The sequence below is a fragment of the Ruegeria sp. CDSA079 genome (assembly GCF_059612245.1).
Genome location: NZ_JBXWQF010000028.1, coordinates 15374 through 40175, shown reverse-complemented (window position 1 = coordinate 40175; position 24802 = coordinate 15374). Strand labels below are relative to the sequence as shown.

Genomic DNA, 24802 nt, shown 5'->3' with positions numbered 1-24802 from the left:
TGGAAAAGCCCCGTCGCGTTCGAAAGGAAAGTGGCCTAAACGAGCACCTGGGGCGGCACAAAAGCGGGACAGGTCCACACATCGTTCATCTCGTTGAACCGGTTCAATGGTCGACGCAGGAACTCCAGCCTGGCAAGTCTGAATACGCTCTATGTCGATCTGGACTTTCACAACGATCCCGGCTGGCGCGCTGAGGGTGAAGAGAACGTTCAGGCAGCCGTCGCGGGCCATCTTCTGATGCGCGGTGTCTCTGAGCCATCATTCTATTTGCGAACGGGACGGGGACTGGCTGCAATCTGGTTGATCCATTCGATGCCACCTGCTGCACTATCCCGCTGGCAGCCGAACTGAACCTGACGGTTGAACCTTTGGTAACGCTTCGCAGGCGTCTTCAACTCATCCAGAACCTGCGTCGTGCCGACCGCATATCTCGTCGAGTGATCGCAGAAGCGCAGACTTAGCCTGCCGCTATCGGAGAGCGTTTCTCGCTCTCCGAACCGTTCGGATTAAACTGCGTTTCTAAATTTTCTAAAGGAGACCGATCTCACGCTCGTTGAAACATAAAGCGAGCACCATGACAGTTCAAAAACCGATCCAAACCGATTTTTCGATTTGTGAAGAGATCACCAAGTCCCCAGCAGCAAAGCAAAACCCGACGCCAGATGTTGGTTTGCTTGAGCTCGTCCGGGAATTGGCCCGGGCGGCAGCGCAACAAGACGCGAGGAACTCGAGAGAATGCAACGCCGCGCTGCGATCTACGCCCGCTATTCGACCACGCTCCTGTCGGAGCGCTCCATTGAAGATCAGGTGGAGCTCTGCCGACGCTACCTGACAAGTGAAGGCTATAGGGAGGTCCGGACATTCGAAGACAGGGCCAAAACCTCTGAGACTCTGATTGGGCGAGTTGGTTTTGCTAATCTTCTCGAAGCGGCGAGTGCGGGGGAAATTGATGCACTGGTCGTGGAGTGTGTTGATCGGATCAGCCGGGACGCAGGTGATCTTCATAAGGTGCATAAACTGCTTAGCTACGCTGGCGTCGAAATCATTTCAGCCAGCGAGGGGGTACAGTCGGAACTCCAGATTGGCCTTCGCGGCTTCGTCGGTACGGTTTTCCTCAAAGATCTGCGTGAAAAAGTGCATCGCGGAATGTCAGGCAACATAGCCAAAGGTTTGAGTGCCGGCGGTAAGGCTTATGGTTACTCACCTATTGCGGGAAAACCCGGGGAGCTCCAGGTCAAGGCACACGAAGCGGAAGTTATTTGCCAAATCTATAAGGCCTACGCAGAAGGAGCCTCCCCGCGAGATATTGCTCATGATCTCAACGCTCGCGGTGAGTTACCGCCTCGTGGGACGAAGTGGAACGCGTCAACGCTGAATGGAAACGGCAAGCGCGGCTACGGTATTCTCAGAAATTCCCTTTATGCTGGCATACTCGTTTGGGATCGCGTCAAAATGGTACGAAACCCGACAACAGGCAAAAGGGTCAGCCGTGAAAAGCCGGTCAAAGACTGGAAATTTGCGGAAGTTCCGCACCTTCGTATTGTCGAAGAGGAACTTTGGGACGCAGTTCAGCGGCGTTTGGCCACGCAGTCTGCGGCCAAGCGATCGGGAAAATCGACCCGAAACCCTGTGCGCCCGTTCTCGGGGCTGATCAAATGCGGGTGCTGCGGTGGCGGCATGTCGATTCATGACAGAAACGGCAATACCATCCGCATCCGTTGCTCAACGGCCAAAGAGAGTGGCTCCTGCAACAATAACGGGAAGGTTCGCCTCGACAAGATCGAGAGCGCTCTGCTGACCGAACTGCGAAAGGAGTTGTCTGAGCCAACCTACATCGATGAGTTCATCCGCACCTACAATGAAGAACGTCGCAAACTCAACGCAGCGGACAAACCGGACAGGAAGAAGCTCGAACGCGCTTTAGCAGAAGCTAACAAGCTGCTTTCGCGCCGTATCGAGCTTTTTGAGATGGAAATTCTTGAAGGAGTCGAAGGCGAGGCAAAGTTGACCGAGGCCAAAGAACGCGCCTCAGTTGCCGCGGACGTATTGGCCAGCTTTGACGAGAAGGAGAAGGCGCTCGAATTCAATCCTGCGACAGCATCCAGTTATGTCACGGCACTGGATGAAATGATCTCTTCCATGCAGTAGCATGACGGCAATCCGAATCCAAAAGCACGTGATGCGGTGCGCGGCTTGATTTCGGAGATCGTTGTGTCTCCGACCGAGGAAGGCGGCGTGCCGGTCGAAGTGAAAGGCCGCCTTAGCGCCCTGGTTTCAAACCGTTCCAAAAAAGTGGGGGATTTAATGGTAGCGGAGGAGGGACTTGAACCCCCGACACGCGGATTATGATTCCGCTGCTCTAACCAACTGAGCTACTCCGCCTTGAGTGAGAGGCGATGTAAGCGAGGGGCCGGTGAGGGTCAAGAGGGAAATCACGCTACTTGGGGATTTCTTTCAAAGGCTCAGGCACCCGGTTCTGCTTGGGCGGCTTCGAAGCGGTCGTGGCGTTCACCATCTTGCGGATAAACGCCGCACATATCTCTGGTTCCGTGATCAGGATCATATGCCCTAACCCGTCCAGCTCTTCATAACTCAGGCCAAACTTGGTCATCGGTGGCCCGTGAAGGGCAGGGGACAGGAGCGCGTCTTGACGGCCATACAATATACCCCCGGGCACGGACAGTTCCGGATATCTGGCAACCTGTGCATCGCAACTGGCATCCAGCCCCGCAACGTCTTGCGAGGCCGTGACAAAGGCCGATGGGCGCAACCCAAGCGCACCGCCTGCACGGTCAAGAAAGTCATTTGGTGGGGTTTCAGGGCCAAATGCCACGCCCAGACTGTACGGCGCTGTTTTTGAGGCCATGGGCACCGCAATTGTGTTGGCGATCAGGCTGCGCAGCCATTCTGACCGGATATTGAGCGGTTTAAAGATCACCGGAGTTTCGGGCAGCCTGTGCGTCACGGGGGCCAGCAACGCCAGCCCCGATATTCGTTCGGGGTGGTCCAAAGCCAGCGCCAGCGACACCGCGCCGCCCAGTGAATGGCCCACCAATACGGCCTGATCCACGCCTTTGATCTCGAGAAACTCGGCAATCATCGCCGCCTGATGCGGCAATTGTGCCAGTTCTGCCGTGTCGCGGGTTGAATATCCGCAGCCGGGACGATCCAGCGCAATGACGTGGTATTCCTCGGCCAGTTGATCGGCCAAGGCGTAGGTGAAATGCTGTAATTGTCCCGCCAGACCATGAACCAGGACAAGCGTCTGCGCGTCAGGATTGCCTTTTTCCACATAGTGGATGCTGCCGCCCTGCACAGGCACGATCTGGCCCATTTGTGGCACGGTTCTAAGCCCCTGACGTGTAATCTTCCGGGTCCAAAGAGCCATAGCCAGAAGAAAAACGACACAGGCTGCAATCAGGCTTAGAATAAGTGTCATCTGGCTGGCTCCTGCCCAACGAGGGTGTATTGTTCTAATCCCGACTGTGCCATACGCGCTTGAAATTCGCCAACAGTCCCTGGCCATAAAGTCGTGTTATTGCCGTCTTCGTCAATGTACCAGGATGTACATCCCCCAGTCTGCCAGACACTGTCGGCGTGACGGTCCTGCATCTCTTGCGTGAAACCCGCCTGTTTCGTCGCATCAGGTGTGATTGCGGAAAACCCCTTACGCTGCATCTCGCTTAGGACGCGGCCGATATGACCGACCTGCGCCTCGATCATCAGCACGACCGAGTTGTGGCCCAGACCTGTATGCGGGCCCAGAAGAGTAAAGAAATTGGGAAAGCCTGCAATTGCTGTGCCCAGATGTGCGTTCATGCCGTCTGCCCAGGCTGTTCGTAGTGTCACGCCATCTGCGCCAGTGATGTCCAGGCGTTCGACCACATTGGTCACGTGAAACCCGGTGCCCCAGATCAGCGCATCGGCTTGGACTTCAGTGCCATCCGACGCGATGAGTGTATCCTCGTCGATGCGGGCAACACCCTGTGGCACAACGCTGACATTGTCGCGGGCCAGGGTTGGATACCAGTCGTTCGAGCTGAGGATACGTTTGCAACCAATCTGATAGTCGGGTGTCAGAATACGCCGTTCTTCGGGGTCGGTAATCGCCCCCTCCAGCGATTTGCGCCACATCTTTAGGGCAAAGTTCATCGCCCGTTCCTCGCCCCTGAATACACGGTGGCGGAACTCGAAAAACATGAAAATCAGTTTGCGCCGGATACGCGGCAGTAAGGGAAGGCGGGCATATAGCTTGCGCACCCAAGGCGCGATTGGGCCATCCGGGCGCGGCATGACGTAAGGCGCGCTGCGCTGAAAGATGGTGACGTGACGCGCAACCTTGGCAATCTCTGGTACGAATTGAACGGCCGACGCCCCGGTGCCCACAACCGCCACGCGTTTTCCAGTTAGATCAACTTCGTGATCCCACTGGGCCGAGTGGAAACAGGGGCCGGGAAAACTGTCCGCGCCGGGAAGATTTGGAATGCTGGGATGATGCAGCGCTCCGATGGCCGAAACCAGAAACCGGGCCGACCACAGCTGCCCGTCGACGGTTTCAACCTGCCAGCGCGCGCCATCCCATCTGGCCGATTTCAGTTCCTGCCCGAAATGGCACAGGTCATACAGCTGCTCTCGCTGCGTGACATCCTTCAGGTAGGCCTGAATTTCAGCGCCTTCGGCATAAGCGCGGCTCCAGTGCGGATTAGGGTGGGTCGCCATGGAATAAAGATGCGACGGCACATCGCAGGCGACACCGGGATAGGTGTTTTCGCGCCACGTACCACCGATATCATCGGCTTTTTCCAGAATGGCGATATCCTTGATGCCGCGTTTGCGTGCCTCAAGCGCCATCGTGAGCCCAGAAAACCCGGCGCCAACAATCAGCATCTCTGTCATGTGGTGCATTTCTGCGCCCCTCCCGAAACAACCATACGGGTACCTGTTGCAGATGTATGCACATGATTGACTGTGAAGCAGGTCACTTAACGAAAGGTAAACAAAGGTTCATTTGCGCTGCGCGAGCTAAAATCGTGGAATGTGGCCAGTGTCGCTTCCTGCAAGCACATATCGCAATCAGAGAGGTGATCGCTCTGCGAATCCGCCAATTTGTTTGAAAATTGGAGGATTGCCCTTTGACTACTCGCACTGCCGCGCGGTCCGGCGGACGCTCCGCCCGCCGCGCCCAACGTACCGCTCCGAATTTTACCATGCTGCCGGGTCTGACCCGGGGCATTCCTGTCTGTGAAGTCATGGACGGAAGTCAGGTCGAACGCATCGACAATGCGGCGATGGATATTCTGGAAAACGTGGGCGTTCAGTTTCGCGACCCCATCGCGCTGGAAGACTGGAAGAAAGCTGGCGCCAAAGTTGACGGAGAGCTGGTCTATCTGGATCGCAACATGGTGCGCGAGCTGATTTCGACCATTCCGGCGCAATTCACGTACCATGCGCGTGATCCGCAAAAGAACCTTGCGCTGGGCGGCAAGCACTCAATTTTTGTGCCGATGACCGGGGCCCCCTTCTTGCGCGATCTGGATGACGTGCGCCGGAACCCGACGCTGGACGACTTGGCGATGTTCCACAAACTGTCGCACATGATGCCCGCACTGCACAGTTCGGCCCACCATATCGTTGAGCCCTACGATCACCCGATCAGTCAGCGGCATCTGCGCATCACCTATTCGTCGATGAAATACTCGGACAAGACCTTTATGGGCATGACCACCTCGCCCAAGAATGCCGAGGACGTGATGGATATGTGCGCCATTCTGTTCGGCGAGGATTTCATCGATGACCATCCAGTCACCACCGGCAACTGCAACGGCAACAGCCCTCTGGTCTGGGATGAAACCATGCTGGGCGCGATGCGGGCCTTCTGCCGTCGCAACCAGCCGGTTTTGTGCTCGCCCTTCGTTCTGGGTGGCGCGAACACCCCCGCATCGGTGCCCGCGACCGTGGCACAATTGACCGCCGAGGCGCTGTCGGCGCTGGCCTACACACAGGTGGTTCGCAAAGGCTGCCCGGCAATTTGGGGGCATTACCTGTCGACCGTGTCGATGAAATCCGGTGCGCCGATGGCAGGTACGCCTGAAATCAGCCTGATGAATTTCATGATAGGTCAGATGGCGCGGTACTATGACGTGCCATGGCGCACCTCGAATACGCTGGGCGGGGCCAAGACGTTTGACGCGCAGGCGGGATACGAATCCGCCACAACGCTTAGCGCGGTTATCCACGCCGGAGCCAACTATATCTGGCATTCGGCAGGCTGGAACGAGGCGGGCATGCACTGCTCGACCGCCAAGTTCATCGTTGACGCGGAACAATGCGCGATGGCCTACCGGATGGCGGAAGGTCCGAAATGGCACGACTTCGATCAGGCCCTGGCAGCGGTTCCGGATGTCGGCCCTGGCGGCCACTATCTGGGTCATCCGCACACGCAGGACAATTTTCAGACCGCATTCTTCATGCCGGAACTGTTCGACAACAATTCGATCGAACAATGGGTGGCCGAGGGCGAGGTGGAAATCACCGAACGCGCTTTGAAACACGCGCGCAAACTGCTGGCTGAGTATCAAGAACCCAAACTGGACGAAGCCAAAAACGAAGCGCTTCTGGACTATATCGCGCGCCGCGAGAGGGAAATTCCGGCTGCGGATGAGTTGAACCAGACATACTAACATATACTCCCCGTACTGGCCCGCCCGCATTCCGGGTGGCTCCTTTTTCGTTCAGGACAAGTAAACAACATGAAGATCGCAGAACTCCACATCTACAGCCACGACCTGCCGGTCAAAGACGGACCCTATACTATGGCCAATGCCGAGGTTTGGTCGCTTGATACCACGCTGGTGAAAGTTGTGGCCGAAAACGGGTTGGAAGGTTGGGGCGAAACCTGCCCCGTTGGTCCGACGTATGCTGAGGCGCACGCTAGAGGTGCCCGCGCTGCATTAATTGAAATGGCCCCCGGCCTGGTCGGCACCGAAGCGTTGCCCCTGACCCTGCACCGCCAGATGAATGGACTGTTGAACGGGCACTTGTATGCGAAAGCGGCTATCGATATCGCGGTGCATGATCTGTTGGGCAAGTATCTAAACCTTCCGGTCTGCGATCTGCTGGGTGGAGTAACCACGGACAAGGTGCCGTCCTACTATGCCACTGGCGTCGGCGCGCCCGACGACATTGCCCGACTGGTCGCCGAGAAAATGGCCGAAGGCTACCCGCGTCTGCAGATCAAGGTCGGGGGTCGCCCGGTCGAGATTGACATCGAAACCATCCGCAAGGTTTGGGACGTCGTCAAAGGGTCGGGTGTGCGTCTGGCCGTGGACGGCAACCGGGGCTGGACCACGCGCGACGCTTTGCGGGTTAGCCGCGAGTGCCCGGAAATCCCTTTCATTATGGAACAGCCCTGCAATACCATCGAGGATCTGCAGAAGATCCGGCATCAGGTCACGCATGGCATCTACATGGACGAAAATAGCACCAGCCTGAACACAGTGATTTCGGCGGCGGGGACGGGTTTGGTCGACGGGTTCGGGATGAAAGTCACTCGGATCGGCGGTTTGCACCCCATGCGCGCGTTCCGCGATATCTGCGAGGCCGGCAACCTGCCGCATACCTGTGATGACAGTTGGGGTGGAGACATTATCGCCGCAGCCTGCACCCATATCGGCGCAACCGTTCGACCCGACCTGCTGGAAGGCGTCTGGCTTGCCGCGCCTTATATCGAAGGAAATTACGATCCCGAAAATGGCATTCAGATCAAAGGCGGACATATCGAACTGCCGACCGGGCCGGGGCTGGGCGTGGTGCCTGACGAAAGCCAACTCGGCAACCCGATTGCATCGTTTTAATTGTGGATGACTTTATGAACCTGAATGGAAAATCGGCTCTGGTCACTGGCGCAGCCGGTGGTATCGGGGCGTCAATCGTTCAACGCTTGCGCGAAGCTGGTGCCCGGGTCTCCGTCGCAGATCGGTCAGTCGATGATATCGAAGCCGAAGCGCATCTGCCCGGAGATCTGCTTGATCCAAACTATGCCGACAACCTGCCTCAGGCCGCCGCTGCGGCGTTGGGTGGGCTCGACATCGTGATCAACAACGCTGGCGTCATCACGCGCGGGTCGGTCGCGGACACATCCGATGCGGATTGGTCGCTGTCGCTGGGTGTCAATGTCGAAGCCCCTTTCCGCATCTGTCGCGCTGCAATTCCGATCATGGCTGAAACTGGCGGTGGCGCCATCGTCAACACCGCGTCGTGCTGGGGTCTGCGCCCGGGGCCTGGTCACGCGGTCTACTGCATGACCAAGGCCGCCATCGCCTCTTTGACACAATGCATGGGTATGGACCACGCGCATCAGGGAATCCGCATCAATGCCGTCTGCCCGAACGAAGTGAATACTCCGATGCTGCGTTCAGGTTTTGAAAAGCGCGGCTTTGATCCCGATACGGCCGTGGCCGAGCTGGGCCAGACCGTGCCGCTGGGCCGCATAGCCGAGCCAGAGGATATCGCGGACGTTATCATGTTCCTTGTCTCGGACGCGTCACGCTATGTTTGCGGCACGCTGGTTGAGGTCAACGGAGGGAAACCAGTTTCATGAAGCGGTTCGATGGGAAAGTGGCGTTGGTCACAGGCGGGCGCAGCGGTATTGGCCAGGCCATCGCCCGACGTTTGCAGGACGACGGCGCACAGGTCTTCACCGCACAACGTGGCGAGGACACGGAATTCCACGGCATCGCTGCGGATTTCACCGATCCTGACAGCCCTGTGCAAGTGATCGACGATGTGATTGCCCAAGCCGGACGCCTTGACGTGTTGGTCAACAATGCGGGAATGATGCAGGAAGCCACGGTCGAGGACATGAGCCTTGACGATTGGCACCGTAACCTGATGGTCAACCTGACCGTTCCGTTCCTGATGATCAAAGCTGCGCTGCCTTATTTGCGCGAAACCAAAGGCAGCATCGTCAACACCGGATCAATCGAAGGTTTGGGCAGCAACCCGGGTCACGCTGCCTATTGCGCATCAAAGGCGGGACTGCACGGCCTGACCCGTGCCGTAGCAGTGGATCATGGGAGTGAGGGCGTCCGCTGCAATGCCGTTGCGCCCGGTTGGATTGATACCGATCTAAACGAAGATTTCATCGAGTCCATGGCCGATCCCGTTGCATTCCGCCGTGACATTGCCAACATCCATCCCGTCGCCCGCACGGGTCGGCCCGAGGAGGTTGCGGCCCTGGTTGCATTTCTGGCCTCGGAAGACGCAGCCTTTATAACCGGTCAGGTCTATACGGTGGATGGCGGGCGCATGGTCAAGCTCAGCTTGCCTTGACGCCCATTTGTCACTCTTTTCCGGATCGCCCTTCATTCCAGATCAGATAATTGTTCGCGCGAAGCGAGGCGAATGGCTCGGACGGTAGGCGCTGAAGGTCGGGCCGCGCCGGAAAGTGTTTCGCAATCTCTGAGCCACATTGCAGTACCAGTTCTGCGATGCCCATAGCTGCCGGAAATGCGTCGCACCGATGTGCCCATCGGATCCGCCGGTATCACCGACCAGCGCGATTGCTCGCCCAGGGTCTTGATCTGCGCCTCGGTCAACGGTGCCGAGATCGAGGTGTAAAGGCAGATGTGCATAAGCTGTCGCTGAAGAAAACCTAAGCTTTCCAGATGGCCATTGGTGGCCAGAATAATCCGTCCGGTGTTGACCTTAGCCTTGCCCGTGTGAACCACCCAGCCTGCGCGCAGTTTGGTCAGATGCTCGGCAAAGGCGCGATTATGCGCATCGCCCGCTTTGGTCGCGGCGGCATTGTATTTGTCGCAGGGGTCGAACATTTCCTGGGGCAGGGCGCAGTCTGCGGCCACCTCGGTCGCAAAGGCGATGGCTATTCGGTTCAAATCGCGTCATTCGACTGCCTCGTCCGCATCATCGGCCAGATCGATCCAGATGGTTTTAAGCTGGATGTACTGATCATGCGCGTGGACCGAGTTGTCGCGACCGCCAAAACCCGACTGCTTATAGCCGTCGAAGGGCACGGAGATGTCGCCCTTGCCAAAACAGTTGACCGTGACGGTCCCTGCCCGGATCGCCCGCGCGCCACGAATGGCATTGGCGGTGAAGATCGAGGCGCACAGACCGTATTCGGTGTCATTGGCGATCTTGATGACCTCGTCAAAGCCTTTATTGGCCTTGCCACCGATCACCACAGTCTCGGCCTGATCCAGATAACCGCAAGCCTTGTTATAATGGCCTTCGCTTACCAACGCGCCCATGTGGGTTTCGGGGTCCAGCGGATCGCCGACATTCCACTGTGTCGCATGATGCGCGACGCGCTCCAACAGGTCCGCTTTGACGTCCTTATGCACAATCAGACGTGGCGAGGCCGAACACCCCGCCGCCAGTGGTTGGGTTCACTGTCTCAAAGGTCTCGCCTGAGATCGCAGGGCGGAATGCGCCGTCGATGAAAGCCCTGGTCGCCAGGGTCAGGCCTGCGGCGATGGATTTGTATTCGTCCTGTGTCAGCAGATTTATGTCTCTTACCCTTCAGCGGGGGCCGCATCGCGCCCGCGTCGATCCCGTTCATGGTGACGCCGTGTTTGATGGTCTGGATGAACCTGCCACCCTGTTCCAACACCCGCATCAGCGGCAACATCGCGGGCCAGCAGATGGATCCGGTTGATGTCGCCCGAGCTTTCCTTGATGCCGCAGAAGTTCCGGCTGCGGCCCACGCGGTCAAGGAATTCCCCACCCATCATTGTGCCGGTGCGGATAATTGTACAGCATCACCGGAAGATCAGCGGCCTTGTCGAAGGCCAGCGCGTTCAACGCGTTTTCCCGGTCGGTTGGTACCGAATAGGGCGGGCTGGCCAGCGGGATCGCATCTGCACCGATCTCACGCGCGCCCAGACGCAGGATCGCCCCGTACACCATTGGTGCGGCAAGGAAGAAGTCGCGCAGCGTGGTATGAGACATCTCGGATTCGCGGGCGGTGCGGTTTGTGCGCAGATCAAGATAGCCTTCCCCTGCCAATTGCCGGAACACCTCGCGCAGCGGGGTGCGCGACAGGCCAAACTCATCGGACAAATGCGCCTCGCCCAGATCCGTACCTGGCTGCAATCGTCACGTCAGGATGGATGTTTTCAGATGCTCTCGTAACGCATTTTTGCGCGATTTGGCTTCGTCTTTCATGCCCAGAACTCGTCCCTTCTGCATGGCGTTCGATTCAAGTGCGGTCGCCGTTATGTATCCTAAGAAAATGTTACTTTTATACAGAAAAAATCCGTGCAGCATGGGCCCCCGCAAAATAGACTCACCTTCGGGCGCTGCCCCAAGATCAAAACGGGAAAGCTCATGCCAAAGACGCGGCGCATCACATTTGTCCTGGTCGAGGAGTTCTCGCACCTCGCGTTCTCCTGCGCGGTCGAGCCGTTGCGGATTGCAAACCTCGTCAGCGGGGAAGAACTTTACAGCTGGAACTTCGTGTCCGGTCACGGTGAACAGGCGGTTTGTTCCAATGGATCGGTCACGCTGGTGCATTCCGGGCTGGAAAACCTGACCAAATGCGATCAGCTATTTGTGCTGTCGGGTATTCATATGCGTAAGCACGTGACCCGACCCCTATTGGCAACCCTGCGACGCGAACGCGCCCGTGGCACGCCGATCGGGGCCCTGTGTTCGGGTGCCTGGGTATTGGCCGAGGCCGGCTTTCTGGACGGGATGCAGGCTGCGATCCACTGGGAGTACCACGACGCCTTCATGGAGGCGTTTCCCGAGGTCAATCTGGTCCGCAGCGTGTTTGTGGCAGACGAAAAGCACATTACTGCGTCTGGTGGTACTGCGACAGCAGACCTGATGCTGCACCTTATCGAGCGCGATCATGGCGAAGAGCTGGCGATCGATGTGGCCGATCAGATGGTCTATAACGCGGTACGAAATGCAACGGCGAAGCAGCGGGTTTCGCTGCAATCACGCAACGGGATGCGCAACGCGCACCTCGCCAAAGCGATCAATATCATGCAGGACAGTATCGAAACTCCAGTCTCACCGTCGTTCATCGCAGAAGAGCTTGGCATTTCCACCCGACAGCTTGAGCGGCTGTTTGGCAAGTACCTGAACACTTCTCCCAAAAAGTACTTTATGGAAATGCGGCTGGAGCGCGCCCAGAAGTTGCTGCTGCAAACCGAGGCTTCGGTTACCGAGATCGCCATCGCGTGCGGTTTCGAAAACCCCGGCCACTTTTCGCGCGTGTACCGATCCAGCTTTGGTGTCACCCCTCATGCGCAGCGTAACAAGATCGACTAAGTCTTTGTGAAAGATAATTTTGGTATCCAATACGGCAGGGGATGCCGCGCTTTGTCGGTCCTCGGTGAACCTGAACGGGCATCCCCCTAACTCTGCCGAGATACCCCCTCATTAAAACTGGACTAGTCAACAGATCGGCAGAATGATGCATCAATAGATATGGAAATTGGCATAAGTATTACGAGAACTTGTCATACATGAGTTTCTTATGCCCTTATTCCTTAATCTTTGCCTCAATTCGTCGCGTAGGACTTCAGATGGAGGACAGCGAAACAGCAGAAAAGCCCGTAAATCGGAGCGTTCACTACTGTTTCGGACATTGATTTGTGGGGGATGGTGCTGCTGGAGAGAATTGAACTCTCGACCTCTCCCTTACCAAGGGAGTGCTCTACCTCTGAGCTACAGCAGCGCTGTGGGCGGGTGATTAGACTCAAACGAAACGCGGCGCAAGGGTGTCTGGACGGTTTTTTTCGCCTCCTGTAGAGAAAGATTATGACAGAAAAAAATTCACCCAAAAAACAAGGCAAATCCGGGGACGCAAGAGAAGAGCGTTTGAAGGCGGCGCTGAAGGCGAATATGGCGCGGCGCAAGGCGCAGGCCAAGGCGCGGGCGACAACCGGGGACAAAGCCGATAAGGACGAGGGATAAGAGCAGATGGATTCGATTATTGTGATGGGCAACGGCCCGCTGAACGGGCAAATCCCGATTGCGGGGGCTAAGAACGCGTGTCTGACGCTGATGCCCGCGACGCTTCTGAGCGAAGAACCGCTGACGTTGACCAATGCGCCACGGTTGAGCGACATCAAAACCATGACCGCCCTGCTGCAATCGCTGGGGGCCGAGGTGTCGTCGCTGCAAGACGGGCAGGTGATCGCAATGTCGAGCCATAACCTGAACAGTCAGACTGCCGATTATGACATCGTACGTAAGATGCGTGCTTCTAATCTGGTGCTTGGCCCATTGCTGGCGCGGTTTGGGCAGGCGGTTGTGTCACTGCCTGGTGGTTGCGCTATTGGCGCGCGTCCGATGGATCTGCATGTCGAGGGGCTTGAGGCGCTGGGCGCAGAGATCGAGCTGAAAGACGGGTATCTGCACGCCAAGGCTCCGGGCGGGCTGAAAGGCGCGGTGCATGAGATGCGCTTTGCCTCCGTTGGGGCCACTGAAAACATCGTCATGGCTGCAACGTTGGCCAAGGGCACCACGGTTCTGAAAAACGCCGCGCGCGAGCCTGAGATCGTCGATCTGGTAGAGTGCCTGCGCAAAATGGGGGCTCAGATTTCGGGCGAGGGGACCCCGACCATCGAAATTCAGGGTGTTGATCGGTTGCATGGGGCGACGCATCAGGTTGTTACGGACCGGATCGAGCTGGGCACCTATATGCTGGCCCCGGCCATTTGCGGCGGCGAGGTCGAACTGCTGGGCGGGCGCATGTCGCTGGTCGAGTCTTTTGCCGGGAAATTGGACGCTGCAGGGGTCAGCGTCTCGGAAACCGAAAATGGACTGAAAGTTGCCCGAAAGAATGGCCGCGTACGGGCCGTGGATGTGGTGACAGAACCTTTCCCGGGTTTCCCGACGGACCTTCAGGCGCAGATGATGGCGCTGATGTGTACCGCGGAAGGAACCTCGGTGCTGGAGGAACGCATTTTCGAAAACCGATTCATGCACGCGCCCGAACTGGTGCGCATGGGCGCAAATATCGAGGTGCATGGTGGCACAGCCACTGTCACGGGTGTTGATAGCCTCAAAGGTGCGCCTGTGATGGCAACGGACCTGCGCGCTTCGGTCTCGCTTATTCTGGCGGGGCTTGCGGCAGAGGGTGAAACAACTGTCAGCCGGGTCTATCATCTGGATCGCGGATATGAGCATGTGGTGCGCAAGCTGGAAGGCGTAGGTGCAAGAATCGAACGGATCAAGGGCCAATGACAGACGCAAGTTTTGAAGACGGGCGCGAGGCCCCGCTGAACCTGGGCGCTGAAGACAGCGATGACCTGCAGGTGATCTCGACTTTGGCGCAGGACGCGGTTTTCCCTGTGACCGAGATGAAATGGCAGCCGCCGCAGCGCCGTTTTGGCCTTCTGCTGAACCGCTTCCGCTGGGAAGACAAAGATGCGGCCACCCGCCGTGACCGCCCGTTTGAACGGGTGCAATCCGTGCTGGTCTTCGATTCGATCCTGTCCGTGGCCAGTCAGGGCATCGATCGCAGCGAGAAGGACATGGTCATGTCCCTACTGTCGGTCGATTTCGAAGCAGACGAGGATGGCGCGGGTCATATCTTGCTGACTTTGGCAGGTGACGGTGTGATCCGCCTGAAGGTCGAAGCTATCGACGTGACCCTCAAGGACGTCACGCGCCCGTATCAGGCCCCTTCGGGTCAGGCCCCGCATCATCCGGAATAAATGCAGAATAAGCGCGGTATCTCTCAGGCGTTCTCCAAATCGCCAGAAGGCATCGCGCTGCGTCCGGCCACCGTGTTCGATGTGTTCGACATCAGCCGGGTTCTGATCCGGTCGATCACGCAGCTTTGTGTGGCCGATCACTACAACGACCCCGACCATTTGAAGCAGTGGACCGCAAACAAAGACCCGGAGACGATCCGAGGCTGGTTCAAGCCCGGATCCCAGATCTGGCTGGCCGAACGCGAAGGGCAGGCGGCCGCTGCCGGGGGAATTTTCGAAACCGGCAAGATCACCTTGCTCTACGTTGACCCGGATCATACCGGCTTCGGGGTAGGTGCCGCACTGCTCGACCGGCTGGAGCAGCAACTGGCCGAGTGCGGGTGCATCGAGGCACAACTGGATGCCACCCGAACCGCGCGCCAGTTCTATCTGAAACACGGGTGGCAACCCCAGAACACGTCGGGCGACTGGAACGGCATCCCGCAATTCCCCATGCGCAAATCGCTGCACCCCCGGGACTGAGGGTTGAGGCCGCGCCCTGCGGGCGATATGTCCCGTGGCGCAACGCCCGGAGTGCCAGATCATGCCCGTTTTCCTCGACGCCACGTCGCCCGATTTTGAAACTGCCTTCCAGACCCTGCTCTCGGCCAAGCGCGAGGACAGCCCGGATGTGGATGCGGTCGTGGCGCAGATCATCGAAGACGTGCGCAACCGGGGTGACGCGGCAGTCATCGAACTAACAACGAAATTCGACCGGCTGGAACTGACGCCGGAAACTCTGGCCTTCAGCACGGAGGAAATCGCGGATGCGGTGGAGCAGGTCTCGACCGCAGATCGTGCAGCGCTGGAACTGGCCGCGGCTCGTATACAAGCCTATCACGAAAAGCAGATGCCTACCGATCACAGCTGGACAGATGATGCCGGGGCGACGCTGGGCTGGCGCTGGTCGGCTGTGTCTGCCGCAGGGCTTTATGTACCGGGCGGCTTGGCTTCATACCCGTCATCGGTCCTGATGAACGCTATCCCGGCCAAAGTGGCGGGCGTGGAACGGCTGGCAATCGTGGTGCCAACGCCGGACGGGCAGGTGAACCCGCTGGTTCTGCTGGCGGCGCAACTGTCGGGCGTGGATGAGATCTACCGCATCGGTGGCGCGCAAGCTGTTGCCGCGCTGGCGTATGGCACTGACACCATCGCGCCGGTGGACAAGATCACTGGCCCGGGTAATGCCTTTGTTGCCGCCGCTAAACGGCGTGTCTTTGGCAAGGTCGGCATCGATATGATCGCGGGCCCCTCAGAGATTCTGGTGATTGCCGACAAGGATAACGACCCAGACTGGATCGCGCTGGATTTGCTCAGCCAGGCCGAACATGACGAAAGCGCGCAATCAATCCTGATCACCGATGACGCCGCATTCGGGCAAGGCGTGGCTGAAGCTGTGGAAAAACGCTTGAAGACCCTGCAACGCCGCGCAATCGCCGGGGCCAGTTGGCGTGACTTTGGTGCTGTCATCACCGTGCGCGATCTGGACGAGGCGGCAACCTTGTCCAACCGCATCGCGCCCGAACATCTGGAGTTATGCGTTGCTGATCCGGTGGCGTTGAGCGAAAAGACAATCCACGCCGGTGCCATCTTTCTGGGCCAGTACACGCCCGAAGCCATCGGCGACTATGTTGGCGGCCCGAACCACGTGCTACCGACCGCCCGGTCTGCGCGGTTCTCTTCAGGGCTCAGCGTGATGGATTTCCTCAAACGCACCACGCTTAGCCAGATGACCCCCGAAGCCCTGCGCGCCATCGGCCCAGCCGCAGAACAGCTGGCCCAATCGGAAAGCCTTGAGGCGCATGGCCTGTCGGTTACGGCCCGTCTGAACCGCCTGAATGATTGAATTGACGCAAAGACCGAGCTGATGTGGCGTTTCTGTGCGTTGCCCCGCGAATTTCGTTGTTATAGGTCTGTGTTGACACAAGGATTGTTGCTGTAAAGATGACCCGTATCTCGCATATCGAACTGGATGACCGAAACCTGCCCCCGCCGACCCCCGAGATCGAGCAGGAGCGCAAGGTCGCCATCTATGATTTGCTGGAAGCCAACAGCTTTGCACTGCCCAAACGCGATGACCGGGCTGTGCCCGACGGACCCTATCGCCTGCAATTGTCGATCCGCGACAAGCGCCTGGTCTTTGATGTTGCGACAGAGGAAGAGCAGAAAGCGGTCGAGTTTCACCTGTCGCTCGGTCCGTTTCGGCAAGTGGTCAAAGACTATTTCCAGATCTGTGAAAGCTATTTCGACGCGGTGAAGTCGCTGCCGCCAAGTCAGATCGAAACCATCGACATGGCCCGGCGCGGCATCCACAACGAAGGCAGTCGCGTTTTGCAGGAACGGTTGGAAGGGAAGGCTGACATTGACACGGACACCGCCCGCCGCCTGTTTACGCTGATCTGCGTGTTGCATTTTGGAGGCTGACGCGTGAAGCCTCTGCCGCAGTCGGTCCTGTTTTGTTGCGACCACAACTCGGTTCGGTCCCCGATGGCCGAGGGGCTGATGAAGAAGTTTTACGGCACAGGCACCTATGTGCAGTCTGCAGGGGTGCATAACGACCTGGAAATTGACGGGTTTAGTATCGCGGCGTGCCATGAGGTAGGTGTCGAACTGTCGCGCCACCGCTCACGTTCCTTTGACGAGATGCAGGAATGGGGCGACGATCTTAGCTCGTTTGATCTGGTCGTGGCGCTTTCGCCCGCCAGTCAACGCCGCGCATTGGAACTGACCCGGGTTTTTCATCTCGATGTCGATTATTGGCCAATAATGGACCCTACGGGGATGGGTGAGACCCGCGAACAGAAGTTACACCATTATCGACAAAGCCGCGATCAGATCATTCAGCATCTGAAAGCACGCTGGGGCGAACCTACGGAGATAACATGAACCAGACCGTCAAATCCTATTTCGACGCCTTCAACGCCGGTGACGTTGATGGGATGCTGGCCTGCCTGTCTGATGACGTGGCCCATCACGTGAACGAAGGCCAGATTCGCACTGGCAAGGACAAGTTCGCTGCGTTCTGTGCCCATATGAGCCGCTGCTACAAAGAGAACCTGACCGACATCGTTGTGTTCGAAGCCCAAGGCGGAACCCGCGCGGCGGCTGAATTTGTTGTCAACGGGACTTATCTGGAAACTGACGGAGGCCTGCCTGACGCGCATGGCCAGACTTATCGCCTGCCCGCCGGGTCGTTCTTTGACCTCAAAGACGGCAAGATCACTCGCGTCACCACCTTCTACAACCTGGCAGACTGGACCAAACAGGTTTCGAATGGCTGAGGTCACCACCGTCCGCCCCCTGACCGGAGCGGCGCTGGAATCTGCTCTGGATGACGTCGCCCGCTTGCGGATCAAGGTGTTTCATGCATGGCCGTATCTCTATGACGGCGATCTAGAGTATGAACGGAAATACCTGCAATCCTACCGCGACAGCGACAAAGCAATTGTGGTCGGCGCCTTCGACAAGGAGCGCCTGATCGGCGCGTCAACCGGCGCTCCCCTGATCGATAACGCCGAAGATTTCGCGGCGGCCTTCGAGGGGACAGGCCTTGATCTGAACGACATTTTCTATTGCGCAGAGTCCGTGCTGTTGCCGGAGTATCGGGGGCAGGGTGTAGGACATAAGTTCTTCGATGAACGCGAAGCCCACGCCCGCCGTCTTGGGTTCTCCAAATCTGCCTTCTGCAGCGTGCAACGTCCAGCCGATCACCCCATGCGGCCCGAACAGTATCGCCCGCTTGACGCCTTCTGGCGCGCACGCGGCTACGCGCCTTTGCCGGGCGCTATCGCGCAGTTTTCATGGAAGGACTTGGGCGAGGAGGGCGAGACGCTCAAGCCGTTGCAGTTCTGGATCAGGGACCTGTAAGCGTCGGAGCCAGCACGTGCGCGCTGTGCCCGGTCAGGGCGCGCGCCTGCGGCTTAGAAAGCCGTATTTCACAGCCCATGCCCGCAGCGACAGGCGCTTGCGTTTTTCCAGTTTCACGGCCGTTTTGGATTGCTGACCGCCTTTGCGGTTGAACTCGTAGACGTCAATGACACGCTCGGCGCATCCACAGGCTTCGCCCATCCCAACCTTGGCGAAGTAGAACTTCTCGAACTCTTCCTGTTTTTGCATCGCGGACCTCCTGCACATATTCAACCATGTCCAACCGTAGATGCCAATTCACGTTACCGTCTGTGGGTGGGCCGAGCGGGCCCGGGCATGAAAAGGAATGCCCGGGCGCTCAATCAGTGCTCCAATATCGGGTCCAGCTCGGTGTCGGGGTCAAGGATCGGATTCAGAACAAGCACCAGCTGAGTTTCGCCCGTGCCCTCAATTGGCGGCGAGCGGTGCACGAGGCCCGAGTCTGGTTCGGCAGGCCTGAGCGTGCCCCGCAGTTAAATCGGCGCGCCGGTTGGGGTTGTGAAAACGCGCGATGGGTCCGTCCTAGCCTCCGAGATCCCATATTGCGTTCCAGTGCCCCGATAGTTGCAGACAAGGCGCGCGGTCTCTGCATCAATGTGAAACCGGTGGCATGCGTTGGCCGTCACGACGTCCAGCCGCAGCCATTTTGCGTTCATCAGACTGGCAAAGATATCGGACAGAGCCGCGATATCATCCAACAGCCGATCACGCTCTTCACCACGTGAGATGCCCCACGTTTCGCAAATTTCTGATACGGCCTCACGCACCGCATCCGGTCGAAAGATCACGCGGGCCTTTGGAAGTTGTTCGGGCGCAAGCCCGGTCAACCAGAATTGAAATCCCTGCAGCGGCTGGCCCACCATGTGCCCAGCGGTTGAACCGAAGACAGGGCACCTGTCAGCGAAAACTCGGCCACCCAATCCGGGCGTGTGGCTATCCAGAAGTGGCCGTTAACCCGGATCACACCGGGCATTCCGGCTATAAATTGCCGTCCATGCAATGTTATAACATGGATGGTGACAAGTCGATTTTTGACAGTTTAACGTTTGATCGTTGAACCAGCGTCTCGGGAAACCTCCACAGCGTTCGGGTGCGGGTCAGATGGACGGCGCGGAGACAAATGCCCTGTACATGCCGCGCCGTCCTCCACTAGTGTCGCGGCGACCTAGTCCCAATGGATGCGAAACCATGAAAGTCGCCACTGCCGCCTATGATCTCAGCTGGCTCGACAGTTGGGCACAGTACGAAGACAAGCTGGACCGCTGGGTTGCCGAAGCCGCAGGGCAGGGCGCCGAATTGTTGGTCTTTCCCGAATACGGGGCCATGGAGCTTTCGACCCTCGACGGGGTCGAGATGGCCGGGGACCTTGAGCGCTCGATCCATTCTGTGTCCGACCGTATGGAGGATGTGCAAACCCTGCACTGCCACCTCGCCAAAACATACAACACCTACATTATGGGCGCGTCCGCCCCGGTTGTGGAGGGTCACGGTCGTCCGGTGAACCGCGCCGCGTTCTATGCGCCGGACGGGCGCTGCGACCATCAGGACAAACAGATCATGACCCGGTTCGAGCGCGAGGATTGGGATATCGCCCCCGGCGGCCCGCTGAAGCTGTTCGACACTGCGCTGGGCAGGATCGGGGTGCTTATCTGTTATGACAGCGAATTCCCCTTGCTGGGGCGCGCGCTCAGCGAGGCAGATCTGATCCTGGTCCCGTCCTGCACCGAAGCTCTTTCTGGTTACTGGCGCGTCCGTATCGGAGCGATGTCAAGAGCACTTGAAAATCAATGTGTTACGGTCATGGCTTCGCTGGTCGGCAACAACGACTGGTCCGAGGCCGTGGACATGAACACCGGTACGGGTGGCATTTTTGGCCCACCGGACAAGGGCTTTCCAGCCACAGGAGTGCTAGCCGAAGGCACCCTGAACCAGCCCGGCTGGACCTATGCCGAGATTGATCTGTCAGCCATCGCCGAGGTCCGCGCCGATGGCCGCGTGTTGAACCGAACCCACTGGGAAGAACAAGGGCCCCGAGTCGAATCGGTCACAATATCCGCCCTTTAGGTGATTCCGCCCTTGAAATAAGGCCGAAATAGGCTCATTTAAGCGCACATCACCGCAGATTCTGCGGGTGCAACGTAATGATGGAGACAACATGGCCAAGGAAGATACGCTCGAATTTCCCGGTGTCGTGAAGGAACTCCTGCCTAATGCGACGTTTCGGGTCGAGCTGGAAAACGGCCATGAGATCATCGCACATACGGCAGGCAAGATGCGCAAGAACCGCATCCGTGTTCTGGCTGGCGACAAAGTTCAGGTCGAAATGACCCCGTATGATCTGACCAAGGGTCGGATCAACTACCGCTTCAAGTAACGCCTGCCGCAATGGCGTTTATCTTAGGATCGGGCAGCCCGAGACGGCTGGACCTGTTGGCCCAGCTTGGTGTGCAGCCCGATGCCATCCACCCCCCTGACGTCGATGAAACTCCACTGAAAGGGGAGCTTCCGGTTCCCTATTGCAGCCGTATCACTCGCGAGAAAGTACAGGCAGTGCAAGCGGATGACGATGACATCACGTTGTGCGCAGATACCACCGTCGCTTTGGGGCGGCGCATTCTGGGCAAGCCCGAAGATGCAGGTCAGGCCGCCGAGTTTTTGCACGCTCTGTCCGGTCGTCGCCACCGGGTGATCACCTCGGTCGCCGTACGGCGCGGGGATCAAATACTACAACGCGACGTGGTCTCGCAGGTTAAGGTCAAACGCCTGTCTGATGTCGAGATCAACGCTTATCTGGTGACCGGGGACTGGAAAGGTAAAGCAGGCGCTTACGCCATCCAGGGCCCCGCCGGCGCGTTCATTCCCTGGATTTCGGGCTCGTTCACCGGCATCGTCGGACTGCCCCTGTCCGAAACCGCCGCTTTGCTGCAAGGTATCGGCTATCCACTATATCGCGAGGCACCATGAAGGGTCGCACCATCGTTCTTGACCACATCCAGGATCGCGAAGCCGCGGCCCTTATGGTCGACGGCAAGCTTGACGACTTCCTGATTGCTGCCGACGCACCCACGCCCGGCACGATCTATCGCGCCCGCGCGGACCGCCCGGTCAAAGGGCAGGGGGGTATGTTCCTGACAACACCAGACGGCCCCGCTTTCCTGCGACAAGTCAAGGGCTTGGCCCCCGGTGCCCTGCTGCTGGTGCAGGTGAGTGGCCATGCCGAACCTGGCAAGGCCATCCCGGTGAGCAATCGGATCCTGTTCAAAAGCCGCTACGCTATAGTTACGCCCGAAGCTCCGGGCCTGAACATTTCGCGTAGTATTAGGGATGAAGACATCCGCGACCAGTTGCTCGAAATTGCGCATGAACAGATGGGTGGCAGCCCTTATGGCCTGATCCTTCGCTCTTGCTGCGCGGGTGCGGATGCGCATGACATAGCCGAGGACATCTCGGCCATGTTGGCGCAAGCGGAACAGGTGATGACTGACGACGGCACCGAGCCAGAGATTCTGAGCGAAGGCGACGGCCCGCATATCCTGGCCTGGCGGGACTGGACAGACCCGGCTGAAGTTGTAACTCAGGTCGGAGGTTTCGAAACCCACGGTGTACTGGATGCACTCGATTTGGTGCGCGGTACGTCTGAGCCTTTGCCGGGAGGTGGGCATCTCTATATCGAACCCACGCGTGCCTTGGTTGCGGTGGACGTGAATACCGGTTCGGATACGTCTCTCGCAGCGGGCACCAAAGCCAATTTTGCTTGTGCCAAGCTGTTGCCCCTGGCCCTTCGTGTGCGTGGCTTGGCAGGGCAGATCACCTTGGATCTGGCGCCGATGCCCAAGAAGGACCGACGTGGCTTTGAATCTGCTCTGCGCGCGGCTTTCAAGTCGGATCCGGACGAGACGATCCTGGCGGGCTGGACCCCGCTGGGACATTTTGAACTTCAACGCAAGCGCAGTCGTTTGCCGCTGGCGGATATCCTGAAATGAACTGTCCGAACTGCGGGGAAGAGACGACGCAGAAGTTCCGCCCGTTCTGCTCAAAACGCTGCGCGGACATTGACTTGGCCAAGTGGCTGAACGGCTCATACGCCGTCCCGTCGCAACGCGAAGAAGACCTTGAGGCCGAAGTCGAAGCCGAAGATCCCATGCCGAAACGGCCGCATTGAAAAAATCTCAAAAAGCCTCTGGACACTGCCGGTAGCAAGTCATAGAAGGCCTCCACCCAACGATGAACATCGTTCCCGTGCCCGGGTAGCTCAGGGGTAGAGCAGTGGATTGAAAATCCTCGTGTCGGTGGTTCGATTCCGCCCCCGGGCACCATTAAATCCCTGATATTGTTGTTAAATTTTGAATGTTGAGCGTTCAGAATTTCAGCCGTAAAAGTTATACACAGTTATACACTCCTCTGGCGGGCTGACCTTGGCCAAAGATTCAAAAAACCAAATCTCCAAGCTGAAACACCTCCGTAAAGGTCTGGCGATCTATCGGACAGGCCGCAGCCCCTATTGGTTTATTCGATACAGAGACCAGATAGCAGGCAAATACGTGCATCGGTCATCCAAGGAAGAATCACGGCTGGAAGCCATTGAAGTGGCTTATGAGTTTGCCGACACCTACCGCAGCAAAGCCAACAGCGACCACGCCAAGAAGAAAGCCACCAGCTTTGAGCACTATGCCAAAAAGCTGATGGGAGTGCAGAAAGGAAAGTCCAAATGGTCGGATGGCGACAACAAGCTGCTGAACCGATCCAAAGATGGTCTGATCTGCTATTTCGGTAAATACGATGTCACCAAGATCAACACGGGGATGGTTCGGGACTATCTGATTCATCTCGACGAGAACCGGCCAAAGCGCTTGGCGGATTCAACCAAGTCGAAGCACGTCTTCATCATTCGTAAGGTTTTGACGCTGGCTGTGGAAGACGGTCTGCTGGATGTGCTGCCGGTGACGCCGAAGCAGAAAACCGTTGATTCACCTCGACATGCTTTCACCGACGATGAATACGAACGGTTCATTAGAGCAGCCAACCAATGTGTAAAGAAAAGAGAAAAAGTTCGTGGTGTTCAGATCACAGGCCACCATACCAAGATGTTCAGTTTTGTGGTTCACACCTTTCTGCGTCCGACCGAGGGAGAGCTATTCGGCCTAAAGCACAAGGACATTCAGAATAAGGGTGATCCTGCGCATTTGGAACTGAATGTACGGAGCGGCAAGACAGGTGGCCGGAAAAGTGTCACTATGCCGATAGCTGTACCTATGTACCAAGGCACCATAAATCCATTTGAAGAAAGCGGTCCCGACAAGAATGCCTATGTCTGGATGCCGGAATATCCAAATCGTCGAACGGCCATCAGTACGGCCAGACGTATCTTCAAACACATCTTGGAGAAGGCTGACCTGTTGGATGAGGACCGTAAGCTGTCGCCGTACTCTCTGAGGCACTATGCGATCCAAGCACGGCTCAGAGGATCGAATGGTAAGGTGAACCTACACACGCTTGCCACAAATGCTGGAACCTCCGTGGATCAGTTGGAGCGGTTCTATCTGAAGAACATGGCCCCGACCAACGAACTCATCGAGAACTTGCAGCACAGGGAGTGAAGCTGGGCGGTGTGTTGCCCAGCTTTGGCTTCATTTTATCGCAGCCTCGTACTCGTCTAGGCTATCGGTGTTCCTTCGGAACCCACTCTTCGGATTGCCCGTTCCAAAACCTGTTGGGATTGTCTTCGTCCATTCCCCTGATGTGCATTGCCCTCAGACACGGTTCCACAAAAACAACAGGCTCTTCATAGGGGTGGGATTCATAAATTGATTTGAGCGCTTGCACAGCCTGTTCTTCATCGCAGGCAAGAAAGAACGAAAGTTCGACGCAGGGCACTTCGACAGCGTTGTCGGTCGCAGTGTTTCGTCCACTGCCAAGCGATCTGAATTGTTGTATTCCGGATGCGGTCTTGAATGTGACGCTGTCGTAATCACCGTATTTCAGGGTGTCGATGGCCAGAGCAGAATCGATAATCCTTTGCACATGGGAATCTGGCACCTGAACGAAAACTCTAAGTCCTTGTTCTGGGATAAATCGATCATTGTGAAGCTTGGGCAGTGTCATGGAATTCTCCGGCTATGATGCTTCCGGGATATCCGCTTTCATTCGATCTGAGGTAAAAGACG

General features: G+C 57.7%; 27 protein-coding genes, 3 tRNA genes and 4 pseudogenes. 22 read left to right on the top strand and 12 right to left on the bottom strand.

Features of this window, described 5'->3' with window-relative positions:
• A partial coding sequence (locus tag AC2FJZ_RS20350; RefSeq protein WP_496779924.1) for a hypothetical protein occupies positions 1-231 on the bottom strand: 231 nt, incomplete at its 3' end.
• Positions 232-735: 504 nt separating this feature from the next.
• On the opposite strand from AC2FJZ_RS20350, the gene AC2FJZ_RS20345 reads away from it, so the two are divergent.
• Positions 736-2148: a recombinase family protein gene (locus AC2FJZ_RS20345; RefSeq protein ID WP_496779922.1), complete on the top strand. Its 1413-nt coding sequence runs from the start codon at positions 736-738 to the stop codon at positions 2146-2148.
• Between the two features lie 157 nt (positions 2149-2305).
• Here the strand turns inward: AC2FJZ_RS20345 and AC2FJZ_RS20340 are convergent.
• The 3 genes from AC2FJZ_RS20340 to AC2FJZ_RS20330 all read right to left on the bottom strand — a co-directional run bounded on the left by AC2FJZ_RS20340 (position 2306) and on the right by AC2FJZ_RS20330 (position 4905).
• Positions 2306-2382, bottom strand: a tRNA-Met gene (locus tag AC2FJZ_RS20340).
• 55 nt (positions 2383-2437) lie between these two features.
• Entirely contained in the window at positions 2438-3439 is a 1002-nt protein-coding gene (locus tag AC2FJZ_RS20335) for an alpha/beta fold hydrolase (protein ID WP_496779920.1), read from the bottom strand.
• Entirely contained in the window at positions 3436-4905 is a 1470-nt protein-coding gene (locus AC2FJZ_RS20330) for a flavin-containing monooxygenase (RefSeq protein WP_496779918.1), read from the bottom strand. Before AC2FJZ_RS20330 ends, AC2FJZ_RS20335 begins: the two co-directional genes overlap by 4 nt.
• A 227-nt stretch (positions 4906-5132) precedes the next feature.
• Here AC2FJZ_RS20330 and AC2FJZ_RS20325 point away from each other — a divergent pair, with 227 nt between their 5' ends.
• The 4 genes from AC2FJZ_RS20325 (at position 5133) to AC2FJZ_RS20310 (ending at position 9330) form a co-directional block, all read left to right on the top strand.
• Complete coding sequence (locus tag AC2FJZ_RS20325) at positions 5133-6680, top strand: trimethylamine methyltransferase family protein (RefSeq protein ID WP_496779916.1); 1548 nt, start codon at positions 5133-5135, stop codon at positions 6678-6680.
• A gap of 69 nt (positions 6681-6749) precedes the next feature.
• Positions 6750-7853, top strand: a complete 1104-nt coding sequence (locus AC2FJZ_RS20320) for a mandelate racemase/muconate lactonizing enzyme family protein (protein ID WP_496779915.1) — start codon at positions 6750-6752, stop codon at positions 7851-7853.
• Positions 7854-7867: 14 nt separating this feature from the next.
• On the top strand, positions 7868-8599 hold the full coding sequence (locus AC2FJZ_RS20315; RefSeq protein ID WP_496779913.1) for an SDR family NAD(P)-dependent oxidoreductase: 732 nt from the start codon (positions 7868-7870) through the stop codon (positions 8597-8599).
• Positions 8596-9330: an SDR family NAD(P)-dependent oxidoreductase gene (locus AC2FJZ_RS20310; RefSeq protein WP_496779912.1), complete on the top strand. Its 735-nt coding sequence runs from the start codon at positions 8596-8598 to the stop codon at positions 9328-9330. The genes AC2FJZ_RS20315 and AC2FJZ_RS20310 overlap by 4 nt, the downstream gene beginning before the upstream one ends.
• A gap of 32 nt (positions 9331-9362) precedes the next feature.
• On the opposite strand, the gene AC2FJZ_RS20305 is transcribed toward AC2FJZ_RS20310, so the two are convergent.
• From AC2FJZ_RS20305 to AC2FJZ_RS20295, 3 genes and pseudogenes are all read right to left on the bottom strand, one after another.
• A complete protein-coding gene (locus tag AC2FJZ_RS20305; protein ID WP_496779910.1) occupies positions 9363-9893 on the bottom strand; it encodes a hypothetical protein in 531 nt (176 codons plus the stop codon).
• Between the two features lie 6 nt (positions 9894-9899).
• Positions 9900-10397 (bottom strand): annotated as a pseudogene (locus AC2FJZ_RS20300) (aldehyde dehydrogenase family protein); the annotation flags it as partial.
• A 17-nt stretch (positions 10398-10414) separates the two neighbouring features.
• Positions 10415-11112, bottom strand: a pseudogene (locus AC2FJZ_RS20295) (dihydrodipicolinate synthase family protein).
• Between the two features lie 234 nt (positions 11113-11346).
• Here AC2FJZ_RS20295 and AC2FJZ_RS20290 point away from each other — a divergent pair.
• On the top strand, positions 11347-12297 hold the full coding sequence (locus AC2FJZ_RS20290) for a GlxA family transcriptional regulator (protein WP_496779908.1): 951 nt from the start codon (positions 11347-11349) through the stop codon (positions 12295-12297).
• A 334-nt stretch (positions 12298-12631) separates the two neighbouring features.
• Here the strand turns inward: AC2FJZ_RS20290 and AC2FJZ_RS20285 are convergent.
• A tRNA-Thr gene (locus tag AC2FJZ_RS20285) sits at positions 12632-12706 on the bottom strand.
• Between the two features lie 83 nt (positions 12707-12789).
• On the opposite strand from AC2FJZ_RS20285, the gene AC2FJZ_RS20280 reads away from it, so the two are divergent.
• From AC2FJZ_RS20280 to AC2FJZ_RS20240, 9 genes are all read left to right on the top strand, one after another.
• Positions 12790-12945: a hypothetical protein gene (locus tag AC2FJZ_RS20280; protein ID WP_496779906.1), complete on the top strand. Its 156-nt coding sequence runs from the start codon at positions 12790-12792 to the stop codon at positions 12943-12945.
• 6 nt (positions 12946-12951) lie between these two features.
• Entirely contained in the window at positions 12952-14220 is a 1269-nt protein-coding gene (gene murA, locus AC2FJZ_RS20275; RefSeq protein ID WP_496779904.1) for a UDP-N-acetylglucosamine 1-carboxyvinyltransferase, read from the top strand.
• Positions 14217-14693, top strand: coding sequence for a DUF2948 family protein (locus AC2FJZ_RS20270; RefSeq protein ID WP_496779902.1), 477 nt, complete (start codon positions 14217-14219; stop codon positions 14691-14693). Before murA ends, AC2FJZ_RS20270 begins: the two co-directional genes overlap by 4 nt.
• On the top strand, positions 14694-15215 hold the full coding sequence (locus AC2FJZ_RS20265; RefSeq protein ID WP_496779900.1) for a GNAT family N-acetyltransferase: 522 nt from the start codon (positions 14694-14696) through the stop codon (positions 15213-15215). It abuts the gene before it with no gap.
• A 61-nt stretch (positions 15216-15276) separates the two neighbouring features.
• Complete coding sequence (hisD, locus tag AC2FJZ_RS20260; protein ID WP_496779898.1) at positions 15277-16578, top strand: histidinol dehydrogenase; 1302 nt, start codon at positions 15277-15279, stop codon at positions 16576-16578.
• Positions 16579-16676: 98 nt separating this feature from the next.
• Positions 16677-17156, top strand: a complete 480-nt coding sequence (locus AC2FJZ_RS20255; protein ID WP_496779896.1) for a UPF0262 family protein — start codon at positions 16677-16679, stop codon at positions 17154-17156.
• 3 nt (positions 17157-17159) lie between these two features.
• Positions 17160-17618, top strand: a complete 459-nt coding sequence (locus AC2FJZ_RS20250; protein WP_050605513.1) for an arsenate-mycothiol transferase ArsC — start codon at positions 17160-17162, stop codon at positions 17616-17618.
• Positions 17615-18013, top strand: a complete 399-nt coding sequence (locus tag AC2FJZ_RS20245) for a ketosteroid isomerase-related protein (protein WP_496779894.1) — start codon at positions 17615-17617, stop codon at positions 18011-18013. The genes AC2FJZ_RS20250 and AC2FJZ_RS20245 overlap by 4 nt, the downstream gene beginning before the upstream one ends.
• Complete coding sequence (locus tag AC2FJZ_RS20240) at positions 18006-18599, top strand: GNAT family N-acetyltransferase (protein ID WP_496779892.1); 594 nt, start codon at positions 18006-18008, stop codon at positions 18597-18599. The genes AC2FJZ_RS20245 and AC2FJZ_RS20240 overlap by 8 nt, the downstream gene beginning before the upstream one ends.
• A gap of 33 nt (positions 18600-18632) precedes the next feature.
• Here the strand turns inward: AC2FJZ_RS20240 and AC2FJZ_RS20235 are convergent, their stop codons facing one another.
• The 3 genes and pseudogenes from AC2FJZ_RS20235 to AC2FJZ_RS20225 all read right to left on the bottom strand — a co-directional run.
• Entirely contained in the window at positions 18633-18848 is a 216-nt protein-coding gene (locus AC2FJZ_RS20235) for a hypothetical protein (RefSeq protein WP_496674364.1), read from the bottom strand.
• 113 nt (positions 18849-18961) lie between these two features.
• A pseudogene (locus tag AC2FJZ_RS20230) lies at positions 18962-19501 on the bottom strand (DUF1826 domain-containing protein).
• A pseudogene (locus AC2FJZ_RS20225) lies at positions 19489-19611 on the bottom strand (CobW C-terminal domain-containing protein); the annotation flags it as partial. The pseudogenes AC2FJZ_RS20230 and AC2FJZ_RS20225, both read right to left, overlap by 13 nt.
• Before the next feature lie 215 nt (positions 19612-19826).
• Between AC2FJZ_RS20225 and AC2FJZ_RS20220 the strand changes: the two are divergent.
• From AC2FJZ_RS20220 to AC2FJZ_RS20190, 7 genes are all read left to right on the top strand, one after another.
• Entirely contained in the window at positions 19827-20702 is an 876-nt protein-coding gene (locus AC2FJZ_RS20220; RefSeq protein ID WP_496779890.1) for a carbon-nitrogen hydrolase family protein, read from the top strand.
• Positions 20703-20793: 91 nt separating this feature from the next.
• Positions 20794-21012: a translation initiation factor IF-1 gene (gene infA / locus AC2FJZ_RS20215; RefSeq protein WP_005978431.1), complete on the top strand. Its 219-nt coding sequence runs from the start codon at positions 20794-20796 to the stop codon at positions 21010-21012.
• A gap of 11 nt (positions 21013-21023) precedes the next feature.
• Positions 21024-21602, top strand: a complete 579-nt coding sequence (locus AC2FJZ_RS20210; RefSeq protein WP_496674371.1) for a Maf family protein — start codon at positions 21024-21026, stop codon at positions 21600-21602.
• Entirely contained in the window at positions 21599-22621 is a 1023-nt protein-coding gene (locus AC2FJZ_RS20205; protein ID WP_496779888.1) for a ribonuclease E/G, read from the top strand. The genes AC2FJZ_RS20210 and AC2FJZ_RS20205 overlap by 4 nt, the downstream gene beginning before the upstream one ends.
• Complete coding sequence (locus tag AC2FJZ_RS20200; protein ID WP_050605505.1) at positions 22618-22800, top strand: DNA gyrase inhibitor YacG; 183 nt, start codon at positions 22618-22620, stop codon at positions 22798-22800. The genes AC2FJZ_RS20205 and AC2FJZ_RS20200 overlap by 4 nt, the downstream gene beginning before the upstream one ends.
• Before the next feature lie 79 nt (positions 22801-22879).
• Positions 22880-22954: transfer RNA gene (locus AC2FJZ_RS20195), tRNA-Phe, on the top strand.
• 99 nt (positions 22955-23053) lie between these two features.
• Positions 23054-24235 carry a tyrosine-type recombinase/integrase gene (locus tag AC2FJZ_RS20190; protein ID WP_496779886.1) on the top strand — a complete coding sequence of 394 codons (1182 nt, stop codon included), beginning with the start codon at positions 23054-23056 and terminating at the stop codon, positions 24233-24235.
• A 61-nt stretch (positions 24236-24296) separates the two neighbouring features.
• Here AC2FJZ_RS20190 and AC2FJZ_RS20185 read toward each other — a convergent pair whose 3' ends face one another.
• Positions 24297-24740, bottom strand: coding sequence for a YqfO family protein (locus AC2FJZ_RS20185; RefSeq protein ID WP_496779884.1), 444 nt, complete (start codon positions 24738-24740; stop codon positions 24297-24299).
• Positions 24741-24802 lie beyond the last annotated feature (62 nt).

Bases quoted from the DNA above. Each gene is read 5' to 3' on its own strand.
- AC2FJZ_RS20345 (WP_496779922.1), top strand. From the start codon at position 736: ATGCAACGCCGCGCTGCGATCTACGCCCGCTATTCGACCACGCTCCTG.
- AC2FJZ_RS20270 (WP_496779902.1), top strand. From the start codon at position 14,217: ATGACAGACGCAAGTTTTGAAGACGGGCGCGAGGCCCCGCTGAACCTG.
- hisD (WP_496779898.1), top strand. From the start codon at position 15,277: ATGCCCGTTTTCCTCGACGCCACGTCGCCCGATTTTGAAACTGCCTTC.
- AC2FJZ_RS20210 (WP_496674371.1), top strand. From the start codon at position 21,024: ATGGCGTTTATCTTAGGATCGGGCAGCCCGAGACGGCTGGACCTGTTG.
- AC2FJZ_RS20205 (WP_496779888.1), top strand. From the start codon at position 21,599: ATGAAGGGTCGCACCATCGTTCTTGACCACATCCAGGATCGCGAAGCC.
- AC2FJZ_RS20280 (WP_496779906.1), top strand. From the start codon at position 12,790: ATGACAGAAAAAAATTCACCCAAAAAACAAGGCAAATCCGGGGACGCA.
- AC2FJZ_RS20240 (WP_496779892.1), top strand. From the start codon at position 18,006: ATGGCTGAGGTCACCACCGTCCGCCCCCTGACCGGAGCGGCGCTGGAA.
- AC2FJZ_RS20320 (WP_496779915.1), top strand. From the start codon at position 6,750: ATGAAGATCGCAGAACTCCACATCTACAGCCACGACCTGCCGGTCAAA.
- AC2FJZ_RS20245 (WP_496779894.1), top strand. From the start codon at position 17,615: ATGAACCAGACCGTCAAATCCTATTTCGACGCCTTCAACGCCGGTGAC.
- AC2FJZ_RS20200 (WP_050605505.1), top strand. From the start codon at position 22,618: ATGAACTGTCCGAACTGCGGGGAAGAGACGACGCAGAAGTTCCGCCCG.
- AC2FJZ_RS20315 (WP_496779913.1), top strand. From the start codon at position 7,868: ATGAACCTGAATGGAAAATCGGCTCTGGTCACTGGCGCAGCCGGTGGT.
- AC2FJZ_RS20255 (WP_496779896.1), top strand. From the start codon at position 16,677: ATGACCCGTATCTCGCATATCGAACTGGATGACCGAAACCTGCCCCCG.
- AC2FJZ_RS20185 (WP_496779884.1), bottom strand. From the start codon at position 24,740: ATGACACTGCCCAAGCTTCACAATGATCGATTTATCCCAGAACAAGGA.
- AC2FJZ_RS20310 (WP_496779912.1), top strand. From the start codon at position 8,596: ATGAAGCGGTTCGATGGGAAAGTGGCGTTGGTCACAGGCGGGCGCAGC.
- AC2FJZ_RS20265 (WP_496779900.1), top strand. From the start codon at position 14,694: ATGCAGAATAAGCGCGGTATCTCTCAGGCGTTCTCCAAATCGCCAGAA.
- AC2FJZ_RS20290 (WP_496779908.1), top strand. From the start codon at position 11,347: ATGCCAAAGACGCGGCGCATCACATTTGTCCTGGTCGAGGAGTTCTCG.
- AC2FJZ_RS20330 (WP_496779918.1), bottom strand. From the start codon at position 4,905: ATGCACCACATGACAGAGATGCTGATTGTTGGCGCCGGGTTTTCTGGG.
- infA (WP_005978431.1), top strand. From the start codon at position 20,794: ATGGCCAAGGAAGATACGCTCGAATTTCCCGGTGTCGTGAAGGAACTC.
- murA (WP_496779904.1), top strand. From the start codon at position 12,952: ATGGATTCGATTATTGTGATGGGCAACGGCCCGCTGAACGGGCAAATC.
- AC2FJZ_RS20335 (WP_496779920.1), bottom strand. From the start codon at position 3,439: ATGACACTTATTCTAAGCCTGATTGCAGCCTGTGTCGTTTTTCTTCTG.
- AC2FJZ_RS20220 (WP_496779890.1), top strand. From the start codon at position 19,827: ATGAAAGTCGCCACTGCCGCCTATGATCTCAGCTGGCTCGACAGTTGG.
- AC2FJZ_RS20235 (WP_496674364.1), bottom strand. From the start codon at position 18,848: ATGCAAAAACAGGAAGAGTTCGAGAAGTTCTACTTCGCCAAGGTTGGG.